This is a genomic window from Streptomyces sp. NPDC048650 (genome assembly GCF_043199095.1).
Classification (GTDB): Bacteria; Actinomycetota; Actinomycetes; order Streptomycetales; family Streptomycetaceae; genus Streptomyces.
In genome coordinates, this window is the sequence record NZ_JBICVM010000003.1 from 472050 (window position 1) to 491533 (window position 19484).

At 72.1% G+C, this 19484-nt stretch carries 18 protein-coding genes and 1 pseudogene; 13 read left to right on the forward strand and 6 right to left on the reverse strand.

Going from position 1 to position 19484, the window contains the following annotated elements; translation table 11 throughout:
* Positions 1 to 102: 102 nt before the first annotated feature.
* Positions 103 to 531: an OsmC family protein gene (locus tag ACGFML_RS11385; RefSeq protein WP_393542389.1), complete on the reverse strand. Its 429-nt coding sequence runs from the start codon at positions 529 to 531 to the stop codon at positions 103 to 105.
* A gap of 172 nt (positions 532 to 703) precedes the next feature.
* Here ACGFML_RS11385 and ACGFML_RS11390 point away from each other — a divergent pair, with 172 nt between their 5' ends.
* Together ACGFML_RS11390 and ACGFML_RS11395 are read left to right on the forward strand one after the other, a co-directional pair.
* On the forward strand, positions 704 to 1060 hold the full coding sequence (locus ACGFML_RS11390; protein ID WP_393542391.1) for a histidine triad nucleotide-binding protein: 357 nt from the start codon (positions 704 to 706) through the stop codon (positions 1058 to 1060).
* Between the two features lie 18 nt (positions 1061 to 1078).
* Complete coding sequence (locus ACGFML_RS11395; RefSeq protein WP_393542393.1) at positions 1079 to 1984, forward strand: ribonuclease Z; 906 nt, start codon at positions 1079 to 1081, stop codon at positions 1982 to 1984.
* Between the two features lie 37 nt (positions 1985 to 2021).
* Here ACGFML_RS11395 and ACGFML_RS11400 read toward each other — a convergent pair whose 3' ends face one another.
* Positions 2022 to 2873, reverse strand: a complete 852-nt coding sequence (locus ACGFML_RS11400; protein ID WP_393542395.1) for an HAD family acid phosphatase — start codon at positions 2871 to 2873, stop codon at positions 2022 to 2024.
* Positions 2874 to 3091: 218 nt separating this feature from the next.
* Between ACGFML_RS11400 and ACGFML_RS11405 the strand changes: the two are divergent.
* From ACGFML_RS11405 to ACGFML_RS11415, 3 genes and pseudogenes are all read left to right on the forward strand, one after another.
* Positions 3092 to 3807: pseudogene (locus ACGFML_RS11405) on the forward strand (hypothetical protein).
* A gap of 156 nt (positions 3808 to 3963) precedes the next feature.
* On the forward strand, positions 3964 to 5049 hold the full coding sequence (locus tag ACGFML_RS11410) for an S-(hydroxymethyl)mycothiol dehydrogenase (protein WP_393542397.1): 1086 nt from the start codon (positions 3964 to 3966) through the stop codon (positions 5047 to 5049).
* Positions 5049 to 5678, forward strand: a complete 630-nt coding sequence (locus tag ACGFML_RS11415) for an MBL fold metallo-hydrolase (RefSeq protein ID WP_393542399.1) — start codon at positions 5049 to 5051, stop codon at positions 5676 to 5678. Before ACGFML_RS11410 ends, ACGFML_RS11415 begins: the two co-directional genes overlap by 1 nt.
* A gap of 4 nt (positions 5679 to 5682) precedes the next feature.
* On the opposite strand, the gene ACGFML_RS11420 is transcribed toward ACGFML_RS11415, so the two are convergent.
* Positions 5683 to 7023, reverse strand: coding sequence for a 6-phospho-beta-glucosidase (locus tag ACGFML_RS11420; protein ID WP_393542401.1), 1341 nt, complete (start codon positions 7021 to 7023; stop codon positions 5683 to 5685).
* A 66-nt stretch (positions 7024 to 7089) separates the two neighbouring features.
* Here ACGFML_RS11420 and ACGFML_RS11425 point away from each other — a divergent pair, with 66 nt between their 5' ends.
* From ACGFML_RS11425 to ACGFML_RS11445, 5 genes are all read left to right on the forward strand, one after another.
* Positions 7090 to 8238 carry a carbohydrate kinase family protein gene (locus ACGFML_RS11425; protein ID WP_393542403.1) on the forward strand — a complete coding sequence of 383 codons (1149 nt, stop codon included), beginning with the start codon at positions 7090 to 7092 and terminating at the stop codon, positions 8236 to 8238.
* Positions 8239 to 8505: 267 nt separating this feature from the next.
* The gene (locus ACGFML_RS11430) at positions 8506 to 9519 is read left to right on the forward strand and encodes a PhoH family protein (RefSeq protein WP_393542405.1); all 1014 of its coding nucleotides are present in this window, start codon (positions 8506 to 8508) and stop codon (positions 9517 to 9519) included.
* Positions 9520 to 9586: 67 nt separating this feature from the next.
* Positions 9587 to 10084, forward strand: a complete 498-nt coding sequence (gene ybeY, locus ACGFML_RS11435) for an rRNA maturation RNase YbeY (RefSeq protein ID WP_393542407.1) — start codon at positions 9587 to 9589, stop codon at positions 10082 to 10084.
* Positions 10085 to 10097: 13 nt separating this feature from the next.
* On the forward strand, positions 10098 to 11426 hold the full coding sequence (locus ACGFML_RS11440; RefSeq protein ID WP_393542409.1) for a hemolysin family protein: 1329 nt from the start codon (positions 10098 to 10100) through the stop codon (positions 11424 to 11426).
* A 205-nt stretch (positions 11427 to 11631) separates the two neighbouring features.
* The gene (locus ACGFML_RS11445; RefSeq protein ID WP_393542410.1) at positions 11632 to 12096 is read left to right on the forward strand and encodes a hypothetical protein; all 465 of its coding nucleotides are present in this window, start codon (positions 11632 to 11634) and stop codon (positions 12094 to 12096) included.
* Positions 12097 to 12156: 60 nt separating this feature from the next.
* On the opposite strand, the gene ACGFML_RS11450 is transcribed toward ACGFML_RS11445, so the two are convergent.
* Positions 12157 to 13635 carry an MFS transporter gene (locus tag ACGFML_RS11450; RefSeq protein ID WP_393542412.1) on the reverse strand — a complete coding sequence of 493 codons (1479 nt, stop codon included), beginning with the start codon at positions 13633 to 13635 and terminating at the stop codon, positions 12157 to 12159.
* A gap of 90 nt (positions 13636 to 13725) precedes the next feature.
* On the opposite strand from ACGFML_RS11450, the gene ACGFML_RS11455 reads away from it, so the two are divergent.
* Genes ACGFML_RS11455 through era form a run of 3 tightly spaced genes read left to right on the forward strand, consistent with a single transcriptional unit; the run spans position 13726 to position 16009 of the window.
* Complete coding sequence (locus tag ACGFML_RS11455; RefSeq protein WP_393542414.1) at positions 13726 to 14628, forward strand: helix-turn-helix transcriptional regulator; 903 nt, start codon at positions 13726 to 13728, stop codon at positions 14626 to 14628.
* A 27-nt stretch (positions 14629 to 14655) separates the two neighbouring features.
* A complete protein-coding gene (locus tag ACGFML_RS11460) occupies positions 14656 to 15021 on the forward strand; it encodes a cytidine deaminase (RefSeq protein ID WP_393542416.1) in 366 nt (121 codons plus the stop codon).
* A gap of 49 nt (positions 15022 to 15070) precedes the next feature.
* The gene (era, locus tag ACGFML_RS11465) at positions 15071 to 16009 is read left to right on the forward strand and encodes a GTPase Era (RefSeq protein ID WP_393542418.1); all 939 of its coding nucleotides are present in this window, start codon (positions 15071 to 15073) and stop codon (positions 16007 to 16009) included.
* A 797-nt stretch (positions 16010 to 16806) separates the two neighbouring features.
* Here era and ACGFML_RS11470 read toward each other — a convergent pair.
* Both ACGFML_RS11470 and ACGFML_RS11475 read right to left on the reverse strand, forming a co-directional pair.
* Complete coding sequence (locus ACGFML_RS11470) at positions 16807 to 18075, reverse strand: MFS transporter (RefSeq protein WP_393542420.1); 1269 nt, start codon at positions 18073 to 18075, stop codon at positions 16807 to 16809.
* The gene (locus ACGFML_RS11475) at positions 18072 to 19439 is read right to left on the reverse strand and encodes a GH1 family beta-glucosidase (protein WP_393542422.1); all 1368 of its coding nucleotides are present in this window, start codon (positions 19437 to 19439) and stop codon (positions 18072 to 18074) included. Before ACGFML_RS11475 ends, ACGFML_RS11470 begins: the two co-directional genes overlap by 4 nt.
* Between the last annotated feature and the right edge of the window lie 45 nt (positions 19440 to 19484).

A 19484-nucleotide genomic window follows, 5' to 3' on the forward strand; every position in this document is an offset into this window, starting at 1 on the left:
GTGGCACGCCCCACTGACAGTGCCCGCCCACAGCGCGGCGGTGCGCCGCCCGGCCCTCAGGAGCCGCGCGGCGCACCGCCGTTCACGCCGGCCGACCGAAGGTCAGACCAGCTCGGCCTTGAGCGAGATGTCCTTGACCCCCGCCAGCGCCTGGCTCACCGGGCAGTTGGCCTTGGCGTCCTGGGCGGCTGCCTGGAAGTCCTCCTCGGACAGGCCGGGGACGCTGGCCCGGACGTTCAGGACGATGGAGGTGATGCCCTCGCCCGGCTGGAAGGTGACGTCGGCCTGGGTGTCCACCGCCGTGACGGTGTAGCCCTTGCCCGCCAGGCCGTGCGAGAACGCCATGGAGTAGCAGGCGGAGTGGGCCGCCGCGATCAGCTCCTCGGGGCTGGTGACGCCGTTGGGCTGCTCCGCGCGGGCGGGCCAGTTCACGTCGTACGTACCGACCTTGGAGGAGTCGAGGGCGACGGAACCCTTGCCCTCCAGGAGGTTGCCTTCCCAGTGGGTCTTGGCGGTGCGCGTGGTTGCCATGGTGGATAACTCCTGGTTGTGGGCGATAAGAGGTCTGCCGGGCCAGCTTAGTGATCCGCGGGCCCCGCGGCCGGGTGAACGGGCCGCAGCCCGGTAGCATCCGAGGCCGTACGCACCGTGCGTACGGCGGGCGCGTACGGCGTCCGCCGCGTGAACCGTGAGGAGCCCACCGGTGGCGGGAGAACCGCAGGCCGACTGCCTGTTCTGCAAGATCGTCGCAGGGGAGGTGCCGGCGACCATCGTCCGGGAGACCGCGACCACCGTCGCCTTCCGTGACATCAACCCCCAGGCCCCGACCCACATCCTGGTGATCCCCAAGGTCCACTACCCCAATGCCAAGGAGCTCGCCGCCGCGGAGCCGGCCATCGCCGGCGACGTGCTGCACGAGGCGGGGATCGTGGCGGCCGAGGAGAAGGTCGACGAGACCGGCTACCGCATCGTCTTCAACACCGGACCCGGTGCCGGCCAGACCGTCTTCCACGCCCATGCGCACCTGCTGGGCGGCCGCGACCTCCAGCGCCTGGTCTGACGGAACCGAGGATCCGAGTTGTCCCCACGTGAACTGGTCGTCCTCGGCACGGCCAGCCAGGTCCCCACCCGGCACCGCAATCACAACGGCTATCTGCTGCGGTGGGACGGCCAGGGGGTGCTCTTCGACCCCGGTGAGGGCACCCAACGCCAGATGCTGCGGGCCGGGGTCGCCGCGCACGACCTCAACCGGATCTGCGTCACGCACTTCCACGGCGACCACTCGCTGGGCCTGGCCGGGGTGATCCAGCGGATCAACCTGGACCGGGTGCCGCACCCCGTCACCGCGCACTATCCGGCCGGCGGCCAGCACTTCTTCGACCGGCTCCGGCACGCCACGGCCTACCGCGAGACGGTCCGCCTCAAGGAGCGCCCGGTGGCCGCCGACGGCGAACTGGACCGCACGAAGTCGTACGTCCTCGAGGCGCACCGCCTCTCCCACCCCGTCGAGTCCTACGGCTACCGCCTGGTGGAGCCGGACACCCGGCGGATGCTGCCCGACCGGCTGGCCGCGCACGGCATCGCCGGCCCCGACGTCGGCCGGTTGCAGCGCATGGGCGAGCTCGACGGCGTCCGCCTCGACGAGGTCAGCGAGGAGCGTCCGGGGCAGAAGTTCGCCTTCGTGATGGACACCCGGCTGTGCGACGGCGTGTACGCGCTCGCGGCGGGGGTGGACATGCTCGTCATCGAGTCGACCTTCCTGGACGAGGATCGCCAGCTGGCCGTGGAGCACGGGCACCTGACGGCCGGGCAGGCAGCCGGCGTGGCCGCCGAGGCCGGGGTGCGCCATCTGGTCCTGACCCATTTCTCGCAGCGCTACTCCGACCCCGGGGAGTTCGAGCGGCAGGCACGCGCGGCCGGGTTCGACGGCGAACTCACCGTCGCCCAGGACCTGATGCGCGTGCCGCTCCCCAAGCGGCGCTGAGTCCGCCCGCGCCTGCGGCGGGGCGGACCGTCCACGCCTACGGCAGGTAGTACATCGGGTTCGGCAGTTTGAACGTGCGCTTGCCAGCGCCGCCCTGGAGGTCGCTGTACTGGTCGCCGAAGTTGGCGACGACGGTGTAGCCGAGCGACTCGATGTGCTTGCGCGTCCCCGACTTGTACTCGACGGTCGAGCACGTCGAGCCGCAGGGCAGGTACGGGGGCGGGTGCTCGGTGTTCTTCAGGAAGACGTGCCCGCGGTCGAGCGGTACCCGGTAGCCGACGTTCTTGAGGTTGCGCACGCTCCACTTGCGCTGCGCCTCTTTGCGGCCGGTGAGGAAGAAGACCTCGGCGCCCTTGTCGTGGGCCCAGTCGACGAGCCGGTTCATCCCGAAGACCGGGTCCATGTCGGTGCCTGCGAGGTACTTGTCCTGGCTCTCCGGGGTGAAGTGGAAGCCGACCTGGAGCTCGTAGTTGTACGTGAGCAGGGTGGTGTCGTCCATGTCCAGGACGATGGCGGGCCGTGCCCGCCTGCCGGAGCCGGCGGCGGGGTGCGCCAGCTCTCCGGCCAGATAGGCGCGGGCCTTCTTCTCGATGCCGCGGACCTGGTGGGCGTAGTTGCTGTGCGGTGAGGCGTAGTGCTCGCCGTCCTCCGTCACCGTGTCGCCGTAATACGCCTTGATCTTGTCCTGCACCTGCGTGAGGTTGGGTATCTCCTTGTCGGTGCGCGGCACGGAGTGCTCGGCGCTCGCCTGGCCGACGCCGAACGCGGCGCTGCCGGCGACGAGGGCGGTGACTGCCGCGGCCCCCAGGCGGGTGCGGCGGGAGAGGGCAGGGCGGGTGCGGTGGGGGAGGACAGGGCGGCTGTGGTGGGGGAGGAGGGGACGGGGCATGCGCGGCTCCTTCGGACGGTGTGAGCGCCCGGCGGGCGCTCCGTTAGGTGTCTAACAGAGCCGCCAATTCCCTATCTACGCGCGAAGATTCAACGGTTGGTAAAGCCTTGCGGGGGTGGGGTGTTGACGGGCCTGACGCGGGCTCCCTACTCTCCGACTGCATATGGGGACGTCGCCCACATATGCAACCGACCCTCGGCAGCGCAGGAGTCACCCGCATGGACAGCCTCGTCATCGCCGAGGTCCGGCTCATCCCGGTCCTGGTGGCCGATCCGCCGCTGCTCAACACCCTGGGCGTCCACCAGCCCTACACGCCCAGGCTGATCATCGAGGTGACGACGGAGGGCGGGCCACCGGCCTCGGCGAGACGTACGGCGACACCGAGTACCTCGACCTGGCGCGCCCGTTGGCCACCGCACTCGTCGGCCGCGCGGTCACGGATCTGAACCAACTGCCGATGCTGGCCGCCGAGGTGTGCGGTGACTCGCCCGCCGCGACCGCGACCGCGACCGCGACCGCGATTGCGACCGGGACCGCGATTGCGACCGGGACCGCGACCGACGCCGTCGACGCCGGCGGACTGCGCGGCGTACAGACCGCCGACAAGCTGCGCCCGTCCGTGCTTTCGGGCTTCGAGGTGCCTGCCTCGACGCAGATCGTCCTCTCCGACCACCACTACTGGGGCGGCCTGCGCAACACCCGCGAACTCGCGGCGATCTGCCGGACCTTCGGCGTCGGCCTCTCCATGCACTCCCACACCCACCTGGACGTCGGCGACGCCCCCGGCCTGGGCGTCGCACTCGACCGCGATCGGCTCGCGGTGCTGCACCGCCGCCGGCTGGACGACGACGGCGCCTTCCGCTCCCGCGACGACGTCGCCGCGATGTGGGTGGCGGATCCGGAGTGGGTCGCCCCTGTGGTGCCCCGCTGGTGACCTCCCGCCACCCGGCCCGCACGGCCGCGGCGGGCGAAGAGGTGACGACGGGACGGCCAATCCTCCCCAAACACCCGCCATCCGCGTACGGTGTGGCACGGCTCGTGGCGGTGCGCCACAGTGGTCCCGTAAGTGATCTTTGAAAGGGGCTGTTCCATGGCACAGGAAGTGCGCGGCGTCATCGCGCCGGGAAAGAACGAACCCGTTCGGCTGGAGACGATCCTGGTGCCGGACCCCGGCCCCGGCGAGGCCGTGGTGAAGATCCAGGCGTGCGGGGTGTGCCACACCGATCTGCACTACAAGCAGGGCGCGATCAACGACGACTTCCCGTTCCTGCTGGGGCACGAGGCGGCGGGTGTGGTCGAGTCGGTCGGGGCCGGCGTGACGGACGTGGCGCCGGGTGACTTCGTCGTCCTCAACTGGCGGGCCGTCTGCGGAGCGTGCCGGTCGTGTCTGCGCGGACGTCCGCAGTACTGCTTCAACACGCACAACGCACAGCAGAAGATGACGCTGAAGGACGGCACCGAGCTCAGCCCCGCGCTGGGCATCGGCGCGTTCGCCGACAAGACGCTGGTCGCCGCCGGGCAGTGCACCAAGGTCGACCCCGGGGTCTCACCGGCCGTCGCCGGGCTGCTGGGGTGCGGTGTGATGGCCGGCATCGGTGCGGCCATCAACACCGGCGGCGTGGGGCGCGGCGACTCGGTCGCGGTCATCGGCTGCGGCGGTGTGGGCGACGCCGCCGTGATGGGCGCGCGGCTGGCCGGCGCGGCCCGGATCATCGCGGTCGACATCGACGACCGCAAGCTGGACACCGCCCGCACCATGGGGGCCACCCACACCGTCAACTCCCGTTCCACCGACCCGGTCGAGGCGGTGCGCGAGCTGACCGGCGGCTTCGGCGCCGATGTCGTCATCGAGGCGGTCGGCCACCCCGAGACGTACAAGCAGGCGTTCTACGCCCGGGACCTGGCCGGCACGGTCGTCCTGGTGGGCGTGCCCACCCCGGAGATGACCCTGGAACTCCCCCTGCTGGACGTCTTCGGACGCGGCGGCGCCCTCAAGTCCTCCTGGTACGGCGACTGTCTGCCCTCCCGCGACTTCCCGATGTTGATCGACCTGCACCAGCAGGGCCGGATCGACCTCTCCGCGTTCGTCACCGAGACCATCGGCATCGAAGACGTCGAGCACGCCTTCGCACGCATGCACGCGGGCGATGTCCTGCGCTCGGTGGTGACGCTCTGATGACGGCCCGTATCGACCACCTCGTCACCTCGGGGACGTTCTCACTCGACGGCGGCACCTGGGACGTCGACAACAACGTGTGGATCGTCGGCGACGACGTCGAGGCGGTCGTCATCGACGCCGCGCACGACGCCGACGCCATCCTGGCGGCCCTCGGGGGCCGCGCACTGCGCGCCATCATCTGCACCCACGCGCACAACGACCACATCGACGCCGCCCCGGCCCTGGCCGCCCGTACCGGCGCCCTGATCCACCTGCACCCCGACGACCTGCCGCTGTGGAAGCAGACCCACGCCGACCACGCCCCGGACGCCCACCTGGCCGACGGTCAGGTACTGACCATCGCCGGTACGGATCTGACCGTGCTGCACACCCCGGGGCACGCGCCGGGCGCGGTCTGCCTGCACGCCCCCGAACTGGGCACGGTCTTCACCGGTGACACCCTCTTCCAGGGCGGCCCCGGCGCCACCGGCCGGTCGTTCTCACACTTCCCGACGATCATCGACTCGATCCGGGACCGGCTGCTGACCCTGCCGCCCCGGACCGTGGCCCGCCCCGGCCACGGCGAGAGCACCACCATCGGGGACGAGGCCCCGCACCTGGCGGAGTGGATCAGCAGAGGCCACTGAGCCGTCACGCCTCGCCGGCCGCCCGCTCCAGGATGCGGGCGGCCACCGCGGGGGAGTCCACCAGCGGATGCAGCGCGAGCGCCCGCAGCGCCGCGCGCCGGTCCTTGAACGTCGCGGCCTCCACGGTCGCCCGCTCCACCGCCTTGACCTGGAGCATCAGCCCCAGCTGGTCCTCCTGCAACGGTGCGCAGGGCAGCGGGCGGGCCCCCTGGGACGTCACCTCGCACACCGTCTCCACGATCGCGTCCGGTGCCAGCTGAGGCACCGTCGAGCCGTTGCGGACGTTGAGGATGAGCCGGCTGCCCCGGTCGGCCGTGATGGCGTGCATCAGGGCCAGCGCGACCCGGTCGTAGCCGCCGCCCTCCAGGTCGTGGCTGTCGCGCTGCCAACCGCCGCTCGCCTCCCGGCTGTGCGCCAGGTACGTCTCCTCGCGCTGCAGCCGGGTCCGCTCCCACAGCTCGTACACCGCCTGCGGCCCGTCCGCGGTGGCGGCCCGCTCGAAGAAGCCGCCCTGCTGCTGGTCGAGGTACTCGCCGCGGGTCTCGCGGGTGTCCCGTATCGAGGCCAGGCTCTCGCGTCGGAAGTAGTAGTAGTGCAGGTACTCGTTGGGGAGCGCGCCCAGCGTGCGCAGCCACTCGGCGCCGAACAGCCGGCCCTCCTCGAAGGAGCCGAGCGCGGCCTCGTCCGCCAGCAGCCCGGGCAGCAGCTCGGTGCCGTCCACGGTCAACGACCGCAGCCAGCCCAGGTGGTTGAGCCCCACGTAGTCGTACGTCGCCCGGCCCGGGTCGGTGAGCGCCGCAGGGTCCGCGCCGGCCGCGCGGATCGCCCGGCGCACCAGCCCCACCGGTGAGTCGCAGATCCCGATGACGCGGTCGCCCAGCACCTGCGACATCGCCTCGGTGACCGTGCCCGCGGGGTTGGTGAAGTTGATGACCCAGGCCTGCGGGGCGAGCGCGGCGACCCGCTCGGCGATGTGCAGCGCCACCGGGACGGTCCGCAGGCCGTAGAGGACGCCGCCCGCGCCGACCGTCTCCTGGCCCAGCACGCCCTCGGAGAGCGGGATCCGCTCGTCGCGCACCCGGCCCGCCGTACCGCCCACCCGGATCGCGGAGAAGATGAAGTCGGCGCCCGCCACGGCCTTGTCCAGGTCCGTCTCGACACGTACGGTCACCGGCCTCGGGTGACCCTGCGCCTGCCGCGCCAGAACGTCGGCGATCACCGCTGTCCGGCGTGGGTCGGTGTCGTACAGCGTCACTTCGGAGACGGAGCGTGCCGGGTCGTCCAGCAGCGCGCGGTGGACCAGCGGCACCCGGAAACCGCCACCGCCGAGAATCGTGAGCCTCATGGGGCGGAACGTACCGCAGCATCGGGCAGACTGGCGGCACGTGCCCAGAGGAGAGGGGAGAGCGCGGTGAGCAGTGGCCGACGCGATGTCCAACCGCCGGCGGGCCCGGCCGGTGTGCCCACGGACCTCGACCCGCTGGCCGAGGTGCGCCACGCGGGCGATCCGCGCACGGACGTCTATCTGACCGGCACGGTCTTCCTCGACATCATCTTCACCGGCCTGGATTCCGCGCCGGTGCGCGGCACCGAGTCCTGGGCCCGCGGCATGGGCTCCAGCCCCGGCGGCGTCGCCAACATGGCCACCGCGCTGGCCCGGCTCGGGCTGCGCACCTCACTGGCCGCCGCGTTCGGCGACGACATGTACGGCGAGTACTGCTGGGAGGCGCTCTCCCAGGGCGAGGGCATCGACCTGTCGATGTCCCGCACGGTCCCCGGCTGGCACTCCCCGGTGACGGTCTCCATGGCGTACGAGGGCGAGCGCACGATGGTCTCGCACGGCCACGAGGCCCCGCCGCCCGAATCCGCCTTCGACGGCGCGCACGCGCCGGGCTGCCCGCCGCCGTCGCGCGCCTGCGTCGCCTCGCTGGTGCCCGGCCGCCGGGAGGGCTGGCTCGGCTGCGCGGCCGGCCGCGGCAGCCGGATCTTCGCGGACGTGGGCTGGGACGACAGCGGCCGCTGGGACCCGGCCGACCTCGCCGACCTCGAACACTGCGAGGCCTTCCTGCCCAACGCCGAGGAGGCGATGCGCTACACCCGCACCGACTGCCCGCGCGCGGCTGCCCGCAAGCTCGCCGAACGGGTGCCGCTCGCGGTGGTCACCATGGGTGCGCAGGGCGCCTGCGCCGCGGACGGGCGCACCGGCGAGACCGCCGAGGTCCCCGCGATCGCGGTGGAGGCGCTGGACCCGACCGGCGCGGGCGACGTCTTCGTCGCCGGATTCGTCACCGGCACCCTCGCCGATTGGCCGCTCGCCGACCGGCTGGCCTTCGCGGGTCTGAGCGCCGCCCTGTCGGTGCAGGAGTTCGGCGGCTCGCTCTCCGCGCCCGGCTGGGCCGAGATCGCGGCCTGGTGGCAGGGGGTGCGGACCTGCCAGGCGGCGGACCCGGCCGTGCTGAGCCGCCGGTACGCGTTCCTGGACGACGTGCTGCCCGCCGCCTACCGGCCCGCGCCGCTGGCCCGCGCGGTCCCCACGATCGGCTTCCGGCGCCCGGCCTGACCGCGGGCCTCGTCTCACGGCGAACCGGCGCCGGACGCCGGCCCGGCGTCCGGCCCCGGCCCGGCGCCCGGCCTCTGCCGCCCGGCCTCTGCCTTCCGGCTTGCTCCGGGCCGGACGGCAGGGGCCGGGGAAAAGCCCTCGGACCTGTCAGTGGGCCGTCGTACTCTGGTATTCCAGGGAGAGACAGGCCGCAGGCACCCCTTCAGGGGCTGCCGGCACCTCTTGACGAGCAAAGGATGGGGGTTGAGCAGGCCACCGAGCCGGCCCATGACGCAGACACCCACGCACCCGCAGGCGAGCGCCCAGTTCACCGTCCCGGCCAAGCACCCGATGGTGACGGTGCTGGGATCCGGGGACTCGCTGCTGCGGGTGATCGAGAAGGCCTTCCCGGCGACCGACATCCATGTCCGGGGCAACGAAGTCAGCGCTGTCGGCGACGCCCGGGAAGTGGCCCTCGTCCAGCGCCTGTTCGACGAAATGATGCTGGTGCTCCGCACCGGACAACCGATGACGGAGGACGCAGTGGAACGCTCCATCGCCATGCTGCGCGCGGCAGAGGACGGCGAGGGCGCGGGGGGCGAGACACCCGCCGAGGTGCTGACCCAGAACATCCTGTCCAACCGCGGGCGGACGATCCGGCCCAAGACCCTCAACCAGAAGCGCTACGTCGACGCCATCGACGAGCACACCATCGTCTTCGGCATCGGCCCCGCCGGCACCGGCAAGACGTATCTGGCGATGGCCAAGGCCGTCCAGGCGCTGCAGGCCAAGCGGGTCAACCGCATCATCCTGACCCGCCCCGCGGTCGAGGCCGGCGAGCGGCTGGGCTTCCTGCCCGGCACCCTCTACGAGAAGATCGACCCGTATCTGCGCCCGCTCTACGACGCGCTGCACGACATGCTCGACCCCGACTCCATCCCGCGCCTGATGGCCGCGGGCACGATCGAGGTGGCGCCGCTGGCGTACATGCGCGGCCGTACGCTCAATGACGCCTTCATCATTCTCGACGAGGCGCAGAACACCAACCCCGAGCAGATGAAGATGTTCCTCACCCGCCTCGGCTTCGAATCGAAGATCGTCATCACCGGTGACGTCACCCAGGTCGACCTGCCGGGCGGCACGAAGAGCGGCCTGCGCCAGGTCCGGGAGATCCTTGAGGGCGTCGACGACGTGCATTTCTCTCTGCTCACCAGCAAGGACGTCGTCCGGCACAAGCTCGTGGGCCGTATCGTCGACGCATACGAGAAGTACGACAGCCGCAACGGCCGCGACGGCCGGTAGGCCGCGAGGCCGGTAAGCCACCGCCGCACCCGACCGGCACGCACGAGAAGCGAGACGAAACCCCTCCATGTCGATCGACGTCAACAACGAGTCCGGAACGGACATCGACGAGCAGGCCGTCCTGGACGTCGCCCGCTATGCCATCGCCCGGATGCGTATCCACCCGCTCTCCGAGCTGTCCGTCATCGTCGTGGACGCCGAGGCCATGGAGCAGCTCCACATCCAGTGGATGGATCTGCCGGGTCCGACCGATGTCATGTCCTTCCCGATGGACGAACTGCGCCCGCCGGCCAAGGACGACGAGGAGCCCCCGCAGGGGCTCCTCGGTGACATCGTGCTGTGCCCCGAGGTCGCCAAGAAGCAGGGCGAGGAGGCCCCGACCGGGCACACCATGGACGAAGAGCTCCAACTGCTCACCGTCCACGGCGTCCTGCACCTGCTGGGGTACGACCACGAGGAGCCCGACGAGAAGGCCGAGATGTTCGGCCTCCAGGCGGCGATCATCGACGGCTGGCGGACCGAGCGGGGCCTGACCGGCCCCTCGCCGGCCCCCACCGTCTCCTGACCGGGACGCCTCGATGACCACGCAACTGATCGCGGTCGCCGTCCTCCTCGTCGTGATCGCCTGGCTCGCCGCCTGCGCCGAGGCGGGCCTCGCCCGGACGACGAGCTTCCGCGCCGAGGAGGCCGTCCGCTCCGGCCGCCGCGGCAGCGCCAAGCTCGCCGCCGTCGCCGCCGACCCCACCCGCTATCTCAATGTCGCCCTCCTCGTGCGGGTCGGCTGCGAGATGGCCGCCGGCGTCCTCGTCACCTACACCTGCCTGCGCTCCTTCGACCGGACCTGGCAGGCGCTGGCCGTCGCCATCGCCGTGATGGTGCTGGTCTCCTATGTCGCCGTCGGCGTCTCCCCGCGCACGATCGGCCGCCAGCACCCGCTCAACACCGCGACCGCCGCCGCGTACGTCCTGCTGCCGCTGGCCCGCATCATGGGCCCCATCCCGCAGCTGCTGATCCTGATCGGCAACGCCCTCACCCCCGGCAAGGGCTTCCGCAAGGGCCCGTTCGCCTCCGAGGCCGAGCTGCGGTCCCTGGTGGACCTCGCGGAGAAGGAGTCGCTGATCGAGGACGAGGAGCGCCGTATGGTGCACTCCGTCTTCCAGCTCGGCGACACCCTGGTGCGCGAGGTCATGGTGCCGCGTACGGACCTGGTGTCCGTCGAGCGCTTCAAGACCATCCGCCAGGCGCTGACCCTCGCGCTGCGTTCCGGCTTCTCCCGCATCCCGGTGACGGGCGAGAACGAAGACGACGTCGTCGGCATGGTCTACCTCAAGGACCTGGCCCGCAAGGTGCACATCAGCCGGGATGCGGAGACCGAGCTGGTCTCCTCGGCGATGCGCCCGGCGGTCTTCGTCCCCGACACCAAGAACGCCGGTGATCTGCTGCGCGAGATGCAGCAGGACCGCAACCACGTCGCGGTGGTGATCGACGAATACGGCGGCACGGCCGGCATCGTCACCATCGAGGACATCCTGGAGGAGATCGTCGGCGAGATCACCGACGAGTACGACCGTGAGCTGCCGCCCGTCGAGGACCTCGGCGACGGCCGCTACCGCGTCACCGCCCGGCTGGACATCGGCGACCTCGGTGAGCTCTACGGCCTGGCCGAGCTGGACGACGAGGACGTCGAGACGGTCGGCGGACTGCTCGCCAAGCTCCTGGGTCGGGTGCCGATCGCGGGCGCCACGGCCGAGGTCGATCTCTCCGACGACACCTACGACCCGGGGCTCAAGGCGCTGCGGCTGACCGCGGAGTCCCCGGCCGGCCGCCGCAACAAGATCATCACGGTGCTGTGCGAGCCGCTCCGCTCGGAGGGCGGCGGCGCCGACGAGCAGCACGTCGAAAGCTGACTCCGCGCCGCCCCCGCAGGCGCTCCCCGGCACGTCCTTTCCGCCGCCCCCGTTTTCCTTTCCCGCTACTGATCCCGAGTGCACCGCAACTTTTCTGCATTCCATGTTTTGAGATGCTGGAATCCGCCACGACCACCGTGGAAAGATCGCTCGGGCGGTTGCCGATAAACGCCGGCCGCTCCGTGCGAGAGGAAAGTTCCAGGAAATGCGTGCACTTCATGCGGCGGTGGGAGTGGTCGCCGTGGCGGCTCTGTTGACCGGTTGTTCCGGTGGCTCCGACGGCCCGGCCGACAAGAAGTCCGGCAGCTCCCGGAGCGCGGACGGTACCGCGGGGAGCGGGAACGGGAGCGGGAGCGGGGGCGGCGGGGGCGGCGGCGGAAAGGTGTCCGTCCACTTCACGGTGACCTCGAATCTGCCGCTGAACATCTCACTGTCCGGCGCCACGGGTGCGAGTGGGCACACCGAGGAATTCAAGAACGTCAAGGCGCCCTGGTCCAAGACCGTCGAGGTGGAAAAGGGCCGCTATCCGGCGATCGCGGTAGCTCCGGTGGACGCCGCACAGAAGGGGAAGGTGGCCTGCGAAATGCTGGTGGGCGCCAAGCGGGCCGCCCATGATTCCGGCAAGGGCACCGGATCCTCCCTCGTCGTGGACTGCAGCAGCGCCACCTGACGGCTGCTGCCGGCTGAAGAGCGGTTGCCCCGGCGCAGGGGAGCGGGGCAACCGCCGTCTTCAGTTTCCGGCGATCCGGACCCGCCGAGCGGCGCCGGCCGCGCGCAGCCCGGTGGCGACCAGCACCGCGACCACCGCGACCACGGCCGCGTCCACCCCCAGGGCCAGCTTGATGCCGCCGAGCGTGGCGTCCGCGAAACCGCCGCCCGCCGCGCGCAGGGCGGCGCTGTGTGCCGCGGCGACCGCGCTCAGCAGCGGAATGCCCAGGGTGATGCCCATCTGCTGCGAGCTGGTGACGAGTCCGGTCGCCAGCCCCTGTTCCGTGTCCGCGAGGCCGGACGTCGCGATCACGCCGTACGACACGATCACCCACAGGTGGAAGAGGCCGGCGAGCGTCACAGCGGCCAGCGCCAGCCACACTCCGCCGGCGCCGGCGCCCAGGCCCAGCAGCGCTGCGGTGCCTCCGGCCTGCAACGCCAGCCCGGTGACCAGGGTGTTCCGGGCGCCGAGCCGGGCGATGACCTTCGGCGCGACGATCCCGGACACCGCCGAGACCACCCCCTGCACGCCGAACACCAGCCCGGTCCACAGCGCCGACAGCCGCAGCACCTCCTGCAGGTACAGCGTCAGCAGGAAGACGACGGTGCTCATCATCGCGAAGGTCGTCAGCCCCGCCAGGTTGCCCCAGGCGACGCTGCGGCGGCGCAGCATCGGCAGCGACACCAGCGGCTGGTCGGCCCGCGACTCGACGACGACGAAGAGGGCCAGCAGCACCAGGCCGGCCACCAGGGCCGCCACCACGTCGGGGCGGCCGAAGCCCTGCTCGGCGGCGGTGGACAGGGCGTAGATCACGGACAGCAGGCCGCCGGTGACGGTGACCGCACCGGGGATGTCGATCCGGGGGCGCGCAGGGTGCCTGGACTCGGTCAGCAGCACGGGGGCGGTGACGAGGACGGCGGTCCCCGCCACGGCCAGCACCCCCATCGTCGAGCGCCAGCCCAGCAGGTCCGTCAGCACACCGCCCAGCACCATGCCGATGGTGAAGCCCATCGAGAGCAGCGTGCCGCTGATGCCCAGCGCGCGCTCGCGCTGCGGGCCCTCGGCGAAGGTGGTGGTCAGCAGCGACATCCCGGTCGGCACGATGACCGCAGCGCCGAGGCCCTGGAGGGCCCGCCCGGCCAGCAGGGCCGCCGGCCCCTGGGCCAGGGCCGCCAGCACGGAGGCGGCGGTGAACAGCGCGAGGCCCGAGAGGAACAGCCGGCGCCGCCCGTAGAGGTCGGCGATCCGGCCGAACAGCAGCAGGAAGCCGCCCGCGGGCAGCGCGAACGCGGTGACCGCCCACTGCAGATCGCCCTGGCCCATGCCGAGGTCCGTGCCGAGTGCGGGCAACGCCACGTTCAGGACGGAGAAGTCGAGCGCGACGATGAACTGCGCTGCGCACAGGAGAAGCAGGATGAGCCGGGAGCGGGTGGTCATCCGCGCGGCGGCGGGCGCGGCCGGGTGGGTACCGGCGGGAGCCGGGGTGTCGATGACTGGCATGCAACGAGCCTGCGGCGGCGGAATACACGGTGGGGAGCGGCAACTTATCGTGGTGTCCGCACCACCAGCCACGCAGACAGGGGGCAACACGTGGCCACGCCGTCATCCGCATCCGCCCGGGACACCTCGCGCCGCCGTCAGGACCTGCGCGACTTCCTGGTGAGCCGCCGGGCCCGGGTCACTCCTCTCGAGGCGGGCCTGCCCGACGGCGGCCGCCGCCGGACACCGGGCCTGCGCCGCGAAGAGGTCGCCGTGCTCGCCGGCGTCGGCGCCTCCTGGTACCAGTGGCTGGAGCAGGGCCGCGACATCACCGTCTCGCCGCAGGTGCTGGACTCGGTCGCCCGGGTGCTGCGCCTCAGCGGCGCGGAGCGGCGGCATCTGTACGCGCTGGCCGGGCTGAACCCTCCGGTGCGGCAGGGGGCCGAGGACCTGCAGCTGGGCGTCACCGACGTCTGCGCGGGCCTGCAGCGGCTGATCGACGCCTGGATGCCGTTCCCGGCGCACATCATGGACCCGTACTGGAACGCCGTGGCCCACAACGAGGCCGGCGCCCTGGTCCTGGGCCACGGTCGCGCCGGTGTCTCGCACAACTGCCTGGTCGCCTTCTTCACGGACCCCGTCTACCGCGTACGGTCCCTCAGCTGGGAGCGCAACGCCCGCTCGCTCGTCGCCCAGTACCGCGCCGCCTGCTCCGCACGCCCCGGCGACGAGGGCTTCGACGAGGTGGTCCGGGAGGCCGCCGCGGCCAGCGAGGAGTTCGCCGCACTCTGGGCGCTCGGCGACGTGCAGGACGGCGGCCAGCTCCAGAAGGAGATGGAGCACCCGCTCGCCGGGACCCTCGCCTTCGAGACCACGCAGCTCCAGGTCCCGGTCCGCCCGGACCTGAACATCGTGCTGCACAACCCGCGCCCCGGGACGGACACCGCGCAGAAGTTGGAGTGGCTCGCCTCACCCGAGGGCCGCCGCGGGGGGATGTACTCGGTGGCGGGCTGACCGGGGGCCCCGCATATGCTCGCCGGTATGACCGACTCCGCAGCACTGGACCCCGAAGACCGCAAGATCATCACGCTCGCGCGTTCGGCGCGGGCCCGTAACGGCGTGCCCGAGGGTGCGGCCGTGCGGGACGAGACCGGCCGTACCTACGTCGCCGGGACCGTCGCCCTGGACTCGCTGCAGCTCAGCGCGCTCCAGACGGCCGTGGCGATGGCCGTGGCCAGCGGCGCGGCCTCCCTGGAGGCGGCCGCGGTGGTCACCGAGGCCGAGCAGGCCGCCGACGCCGACCGCGCGGCCGTCCGGGACCTCGGCGGTCCCGCTGTGCCGGTGCTGGTCGCAGGCCCCGACGGCACGCTGCGCAGCACCGTCCCCGCGGGCGGGCCGGCTGCCTGAGCCCGCCCGATGGTCGGCGCGGCCCCGGCGATCGGGGAGAATGGGCGCCATGAGCGTTCGTACAGACTCCTCCGCCCCGCACCGCGCCGGCTTCGCGTGCTTCGTCGGCCGCCCGAACGCGGGCAAGTCCACCCTCACGAACGCTCTCGTCGGCACGAAGGTGGCCATCACCTCCAACCGGCCGCAGACCACCCGCCACACCGTGCGCGGCATTGTGCACCGCCCCGAGGCGCAGCTGGTCCTGGTGGACACCCCCGGCCTGCACAAGCCACGCACGCTGCTCGGCGAGCGGCTGAACGACGTCGTCCGGACCACCTGGTCCGAGGTGGACGTCATCGGCTTCTGCCTGCCCGCCGACCAGAAGCTCGGCCCCGGTGACCGCTACATCGCCACCGAGCTGGCCGGCATCAAGAAGACGCCCAAGGTCGCCATCGTCACCAAGACCGACCTGGTCGACTCCAAGGCGCTGGCCGGACAGCTGATCGCCATCGACCAGCTCGGCAAGGAGCTGGGCATCGAGTGGGCCGAGATCATCCCGGTGTCGGCGGTCGGTGACACCCAGGTCTCCCTCCTCGCGGACCTGCTGGTCCCGATGCTTCCCGAGAGCCCGCCGCTCTACCCGGAGGGCGACCTCACCGACGAGCCCGAGCAGGTCATGGTCGCCGAGCTGATCCGGGAGGCCGCGCTGGAGGGTGTACGGGACGAACTGCCGCACTCCATCGCGGTCGTGGTGGAGGAGATGCTGCCCCGCGAGGACCGCCCGGCCGACCGTCCGCTCCTCGACATCCACGCGAATGTCTACATCGAGCGGCCCAGTCAGAAGGGCATCATCATCGGCCCCAAGGGCAAGCGCCTGAAGGAGGTCGGGATGAAGTCCCGCAAGCACATCGAGGCGCTGCTCGGTACGCCCGTCTTCCTGGACCTGCATGTGAAGGTCGCCAAGGACTGGCAGCGCGACCCCAAGCAGCTGCGCAAGCTCGGCTTCTAGTGCCGCGTCTCGGTTCGACCTCCGGGTAATCGATCATTCGTTCGTCGCGGGGTGGGCGGCTTCCAGGTCGTGATGAATGGAGCGGGGGACGCCCCGGGGCGATCAGTGGCGGGGTGCGCGAGCACATCTGCCTGATCGCACGGACGTTCCCCGTCGACCGGCGCATCACCGCCTTCTCCACCTGGTGCCTGGACCAAGCCGGCCGGGCACCTGGTGAAACAGTCGGTCGTCCCGGCGGTCGGCCGCGAGACCCTGCGGCGGATACTGCGCGAGGGCAGCGTGTCCTGGCGGTCGACCACCACCTGGACACCCCTCCACACGGACCCGGTCGGTCATGCCGAACGAGCCCGCACATAAGGATCAATGGATGCCCCGAAAGCTACCTGACCAGGAAGAACAAGTGGTCGACCGGTTGGCAAAGCCCCCCGCCGGGCCCAGACCGCATCCCACCCCGGCCCACGCCTGAGGGCCATCCATTACCCGTCCAACGATCCGAGACGAGCCACTAGCCCCTCTTTCCAGGGCTCCGGCAGGGGCCCGGGCACCGTCTCGCCGTCTCGCCGTCAGGCCGGTCGCGGACGGCGGTGGAGGAGGTGGGTCTGTCGCGTCGGTGGGCCTGTCGCGTGGGTGGATCACGTCGCGCTCCATGGGAATACCGCCCCCGGCGCGCCGAGTTGTGGCCCCGTAGGGGGCACTCCGACCCCCTACGGGATCCGTTCCCCCGCCCCCTAGGTGTGCTCTCCGCCCCCCCCCACCCCACGGCTCACGTTCCGCCCCCCCCGCCCCGCCCCCACCGCTCACGCCACCCCGCGGATCCGTCGCACCAGCAGCGCCCCGGCCAGTCCGGTGGCCGCCGCGACCGCGTACAGCACCCGGTAGCCGCCGAGCTCGCGGACGATCGGTGCGGCCAGGGCCGGGGCCGCGACCTGGGGGAGGGCGTTGGCGATGTTGATGATGCCGAGGTCCTTGCCGCGGTGTGCCGCGGCCGGCAGGACGTCCGTCATCAGCGCGAAGTCGACGGAGGTGAAGACGCCGAAGCCGACGCCGAGCAGGGCGGCCGCGCACAGCGCCCCGGTCCAGGTCTGCCAGGCTCCCAGCAGCAGCGTGGCCGCCGCCATGATCACACCCGCGTGGACGACGAACGGCTGCCGGCGGCCCACCCGGTCCGACCAGATGCCGCTGACGACCACGGTGGCCAGCAGTGTCGCGCCGTTGACCGCGGTCAGCACCAGCACCCCGCCGTCCGGGTCCGGATGGTGCAGGGCGTCCCGCAGGTAGTACAGGAGATACAGCAGGGCCAGCGCGTTGCCGAGGTTGATCAGGAAGCGGGTCAGCCAGGCCCAGCCGAAGTCGGGGTGGCGGCGGGGGCTGAGCCAGAAGCCGGCGAGGAAGGCGCGCAGGGTCAGGGGTGGGCGGGCGACGGCGGGCAGGGCCGGGTCCCGGTGCAGCAGGGGATAGGGGAGGGCGGCCAGGACGGTGAAGGCGGCGCACACGAGGTAGCCCGCGGCGATGCCGCCGGCGGAGGTGGCCAGCCCGGTGCCGACGACGACGCCGAGGATCTGGGCGGCGCCCAGCCAGCCGCCCACCGTGCCGCGCCGGCGCTGCGGGACCCGGTCCGGGACGGCGGCGGTGATCGCCGCGAACGCCGCGTTCAGCGTCAGCTGGACCAGGCACCAGCCGGCCGCCATCAGCCAGACCGTGTGGGCCGCTGCCAGCAGCGCCAGCGCCGCCGCCCCGCCCAGCACCCCGGCCAGGATCCAGGGCGTTCGGCGCCCGTACCGCGAGGTCGTCCGGTCGGACAGGGCGCCGAACAGCGGGTTGGACAGCAGCGAGACCCCGGCTCCCAGGCCGGTCACCCAGGCCAGCACCGACTCCTTGGACGCGCCGGGCGGCGCGAGTTGGGCGGCCTGGAGGGCGAGCAGGATCTGGAGCGGGCCGTACCAGCCGGCCCAGATCGCGCCGTTCGCCAGGGAGAGGGAGAGCGTCCAGCCGCGGCCGACCGGCTCGACCGGTTCGCCCGGCTCCACCGGTTCGGCCGGCCCGGCCGTCGGTGCGGGCGTGCTCACCCCCGGGCCTGGTCCCGCAGCGCGCCTCGCAACCAGTGGTAGGACGCCTTCGGGGTGCGGGCCAGGGTGGCGTAGTCGATGTGGACGAGGCCGAAGCGCCGGGCGAAGCCCTCGGCCCATTCGAAGTTGTCCGTCAGCGACCAGACGAAGTAGCCGCGGACGTCGGCCCCGGCGGTCATCGCGTCGTGCAGTGCCCGCAGATGTCCGTCGAGGAAGGCGATCCGGTCGGTGTCCTCGGTGCCCTCGTAGGAGCAGCCGTTCTCGGTGATCATGAGGGGTGGCAGGCTCGGGCCGTAGCGCTCGCGGAAGGCGTCCAGCAGTTCGGTGAGCGCGTGGGGGACCACGGGCCAGCCGAAGTCGGTACGCGGGTAGCCCTCGATCCTCCGTGGGGAGAAGGGGAGTTCGGGGGGCAGGGCGATCCCGCCGAAGTCGGCGGGGGCGGCGGTGTCCGGCTGGGGGGCGCCGATCAGGGTGGGCTGGTAGTAGTTGATGCCGTACCAGTCCAGCGGCTGGGAGATGACCTTCAGGTCGTCGGTGACGGGTCCGGGGAGCTGCTCCGCGATGCCCTCGGGGTAGCGGCCGAGCAGGAGCGGGTCGGCGAACAGCCGGTTGAGGAGGAGGTCGTAGAAGTCGGCGGCCCCGGTGTCGGCCTCGGAGCCGGATGCCGCCCAGGTGGGGCCGTGGGAGTTGGCGATGCCGATGTCGGTGGCGCCGCGGGCGCGTAGCGCCCGGACGGCCAGACCGTGGCCGAGGAGCTGGTGGTGGGCGGCCGGCAGCGCGTCGAAGAGCAGGGTGCGGCCGGGGGCGTGCTGCCCCAGTCCGTAGCCCAGCAGGGTCAGTTCGGCCGGTTCGTTGAGGGTGATCCAGCGCTTCACCCGGTCCCCGAGCCGGGCCGCCACCGCGTCCGCGTACGCGGCGAAGTGCTCCGCGGTCTCCCGTACGAGCCAGCCGCCGGTCTCCTCCAGGGCGTGCGGGGTGTCCCAGTGGAACAGCGTCGGTACGGGCTCGATCCCGGCCGCCAGCAGCGCGTCCACCAGTCGGTCGTAGAAGTCCAGTCCGGCCGCGTTGACCGCCCCGCTGCCGTCCGGCACCACGCGCGGCCAGGCCACGGAGAAGCGGTACGCGCCGACGCCTAGGTCCGCCAGCAGTCCGACGTCCTCGCGGTAGCGGTGGTAGTGGTCGGTGGCGACCCGGGCATCGCTGCCGTCCTTGATCCGCCCGGCCTCCGCCGTGAACACGTCCCAGGCGGAGCGGCCCCGTCCGTCCTCGGCCACCGCGCCCTCGGTCTGCGCGGCGGAGGTCGACACGCCCCACAGGAAGTCGCGGGGGAAGCGGGGCAGGGGCGGCGCCGGCTCGGATGTCATGCGCCGGATCTTCTATTACCGCCGGTAACAGCGTCAAGGGGGCGG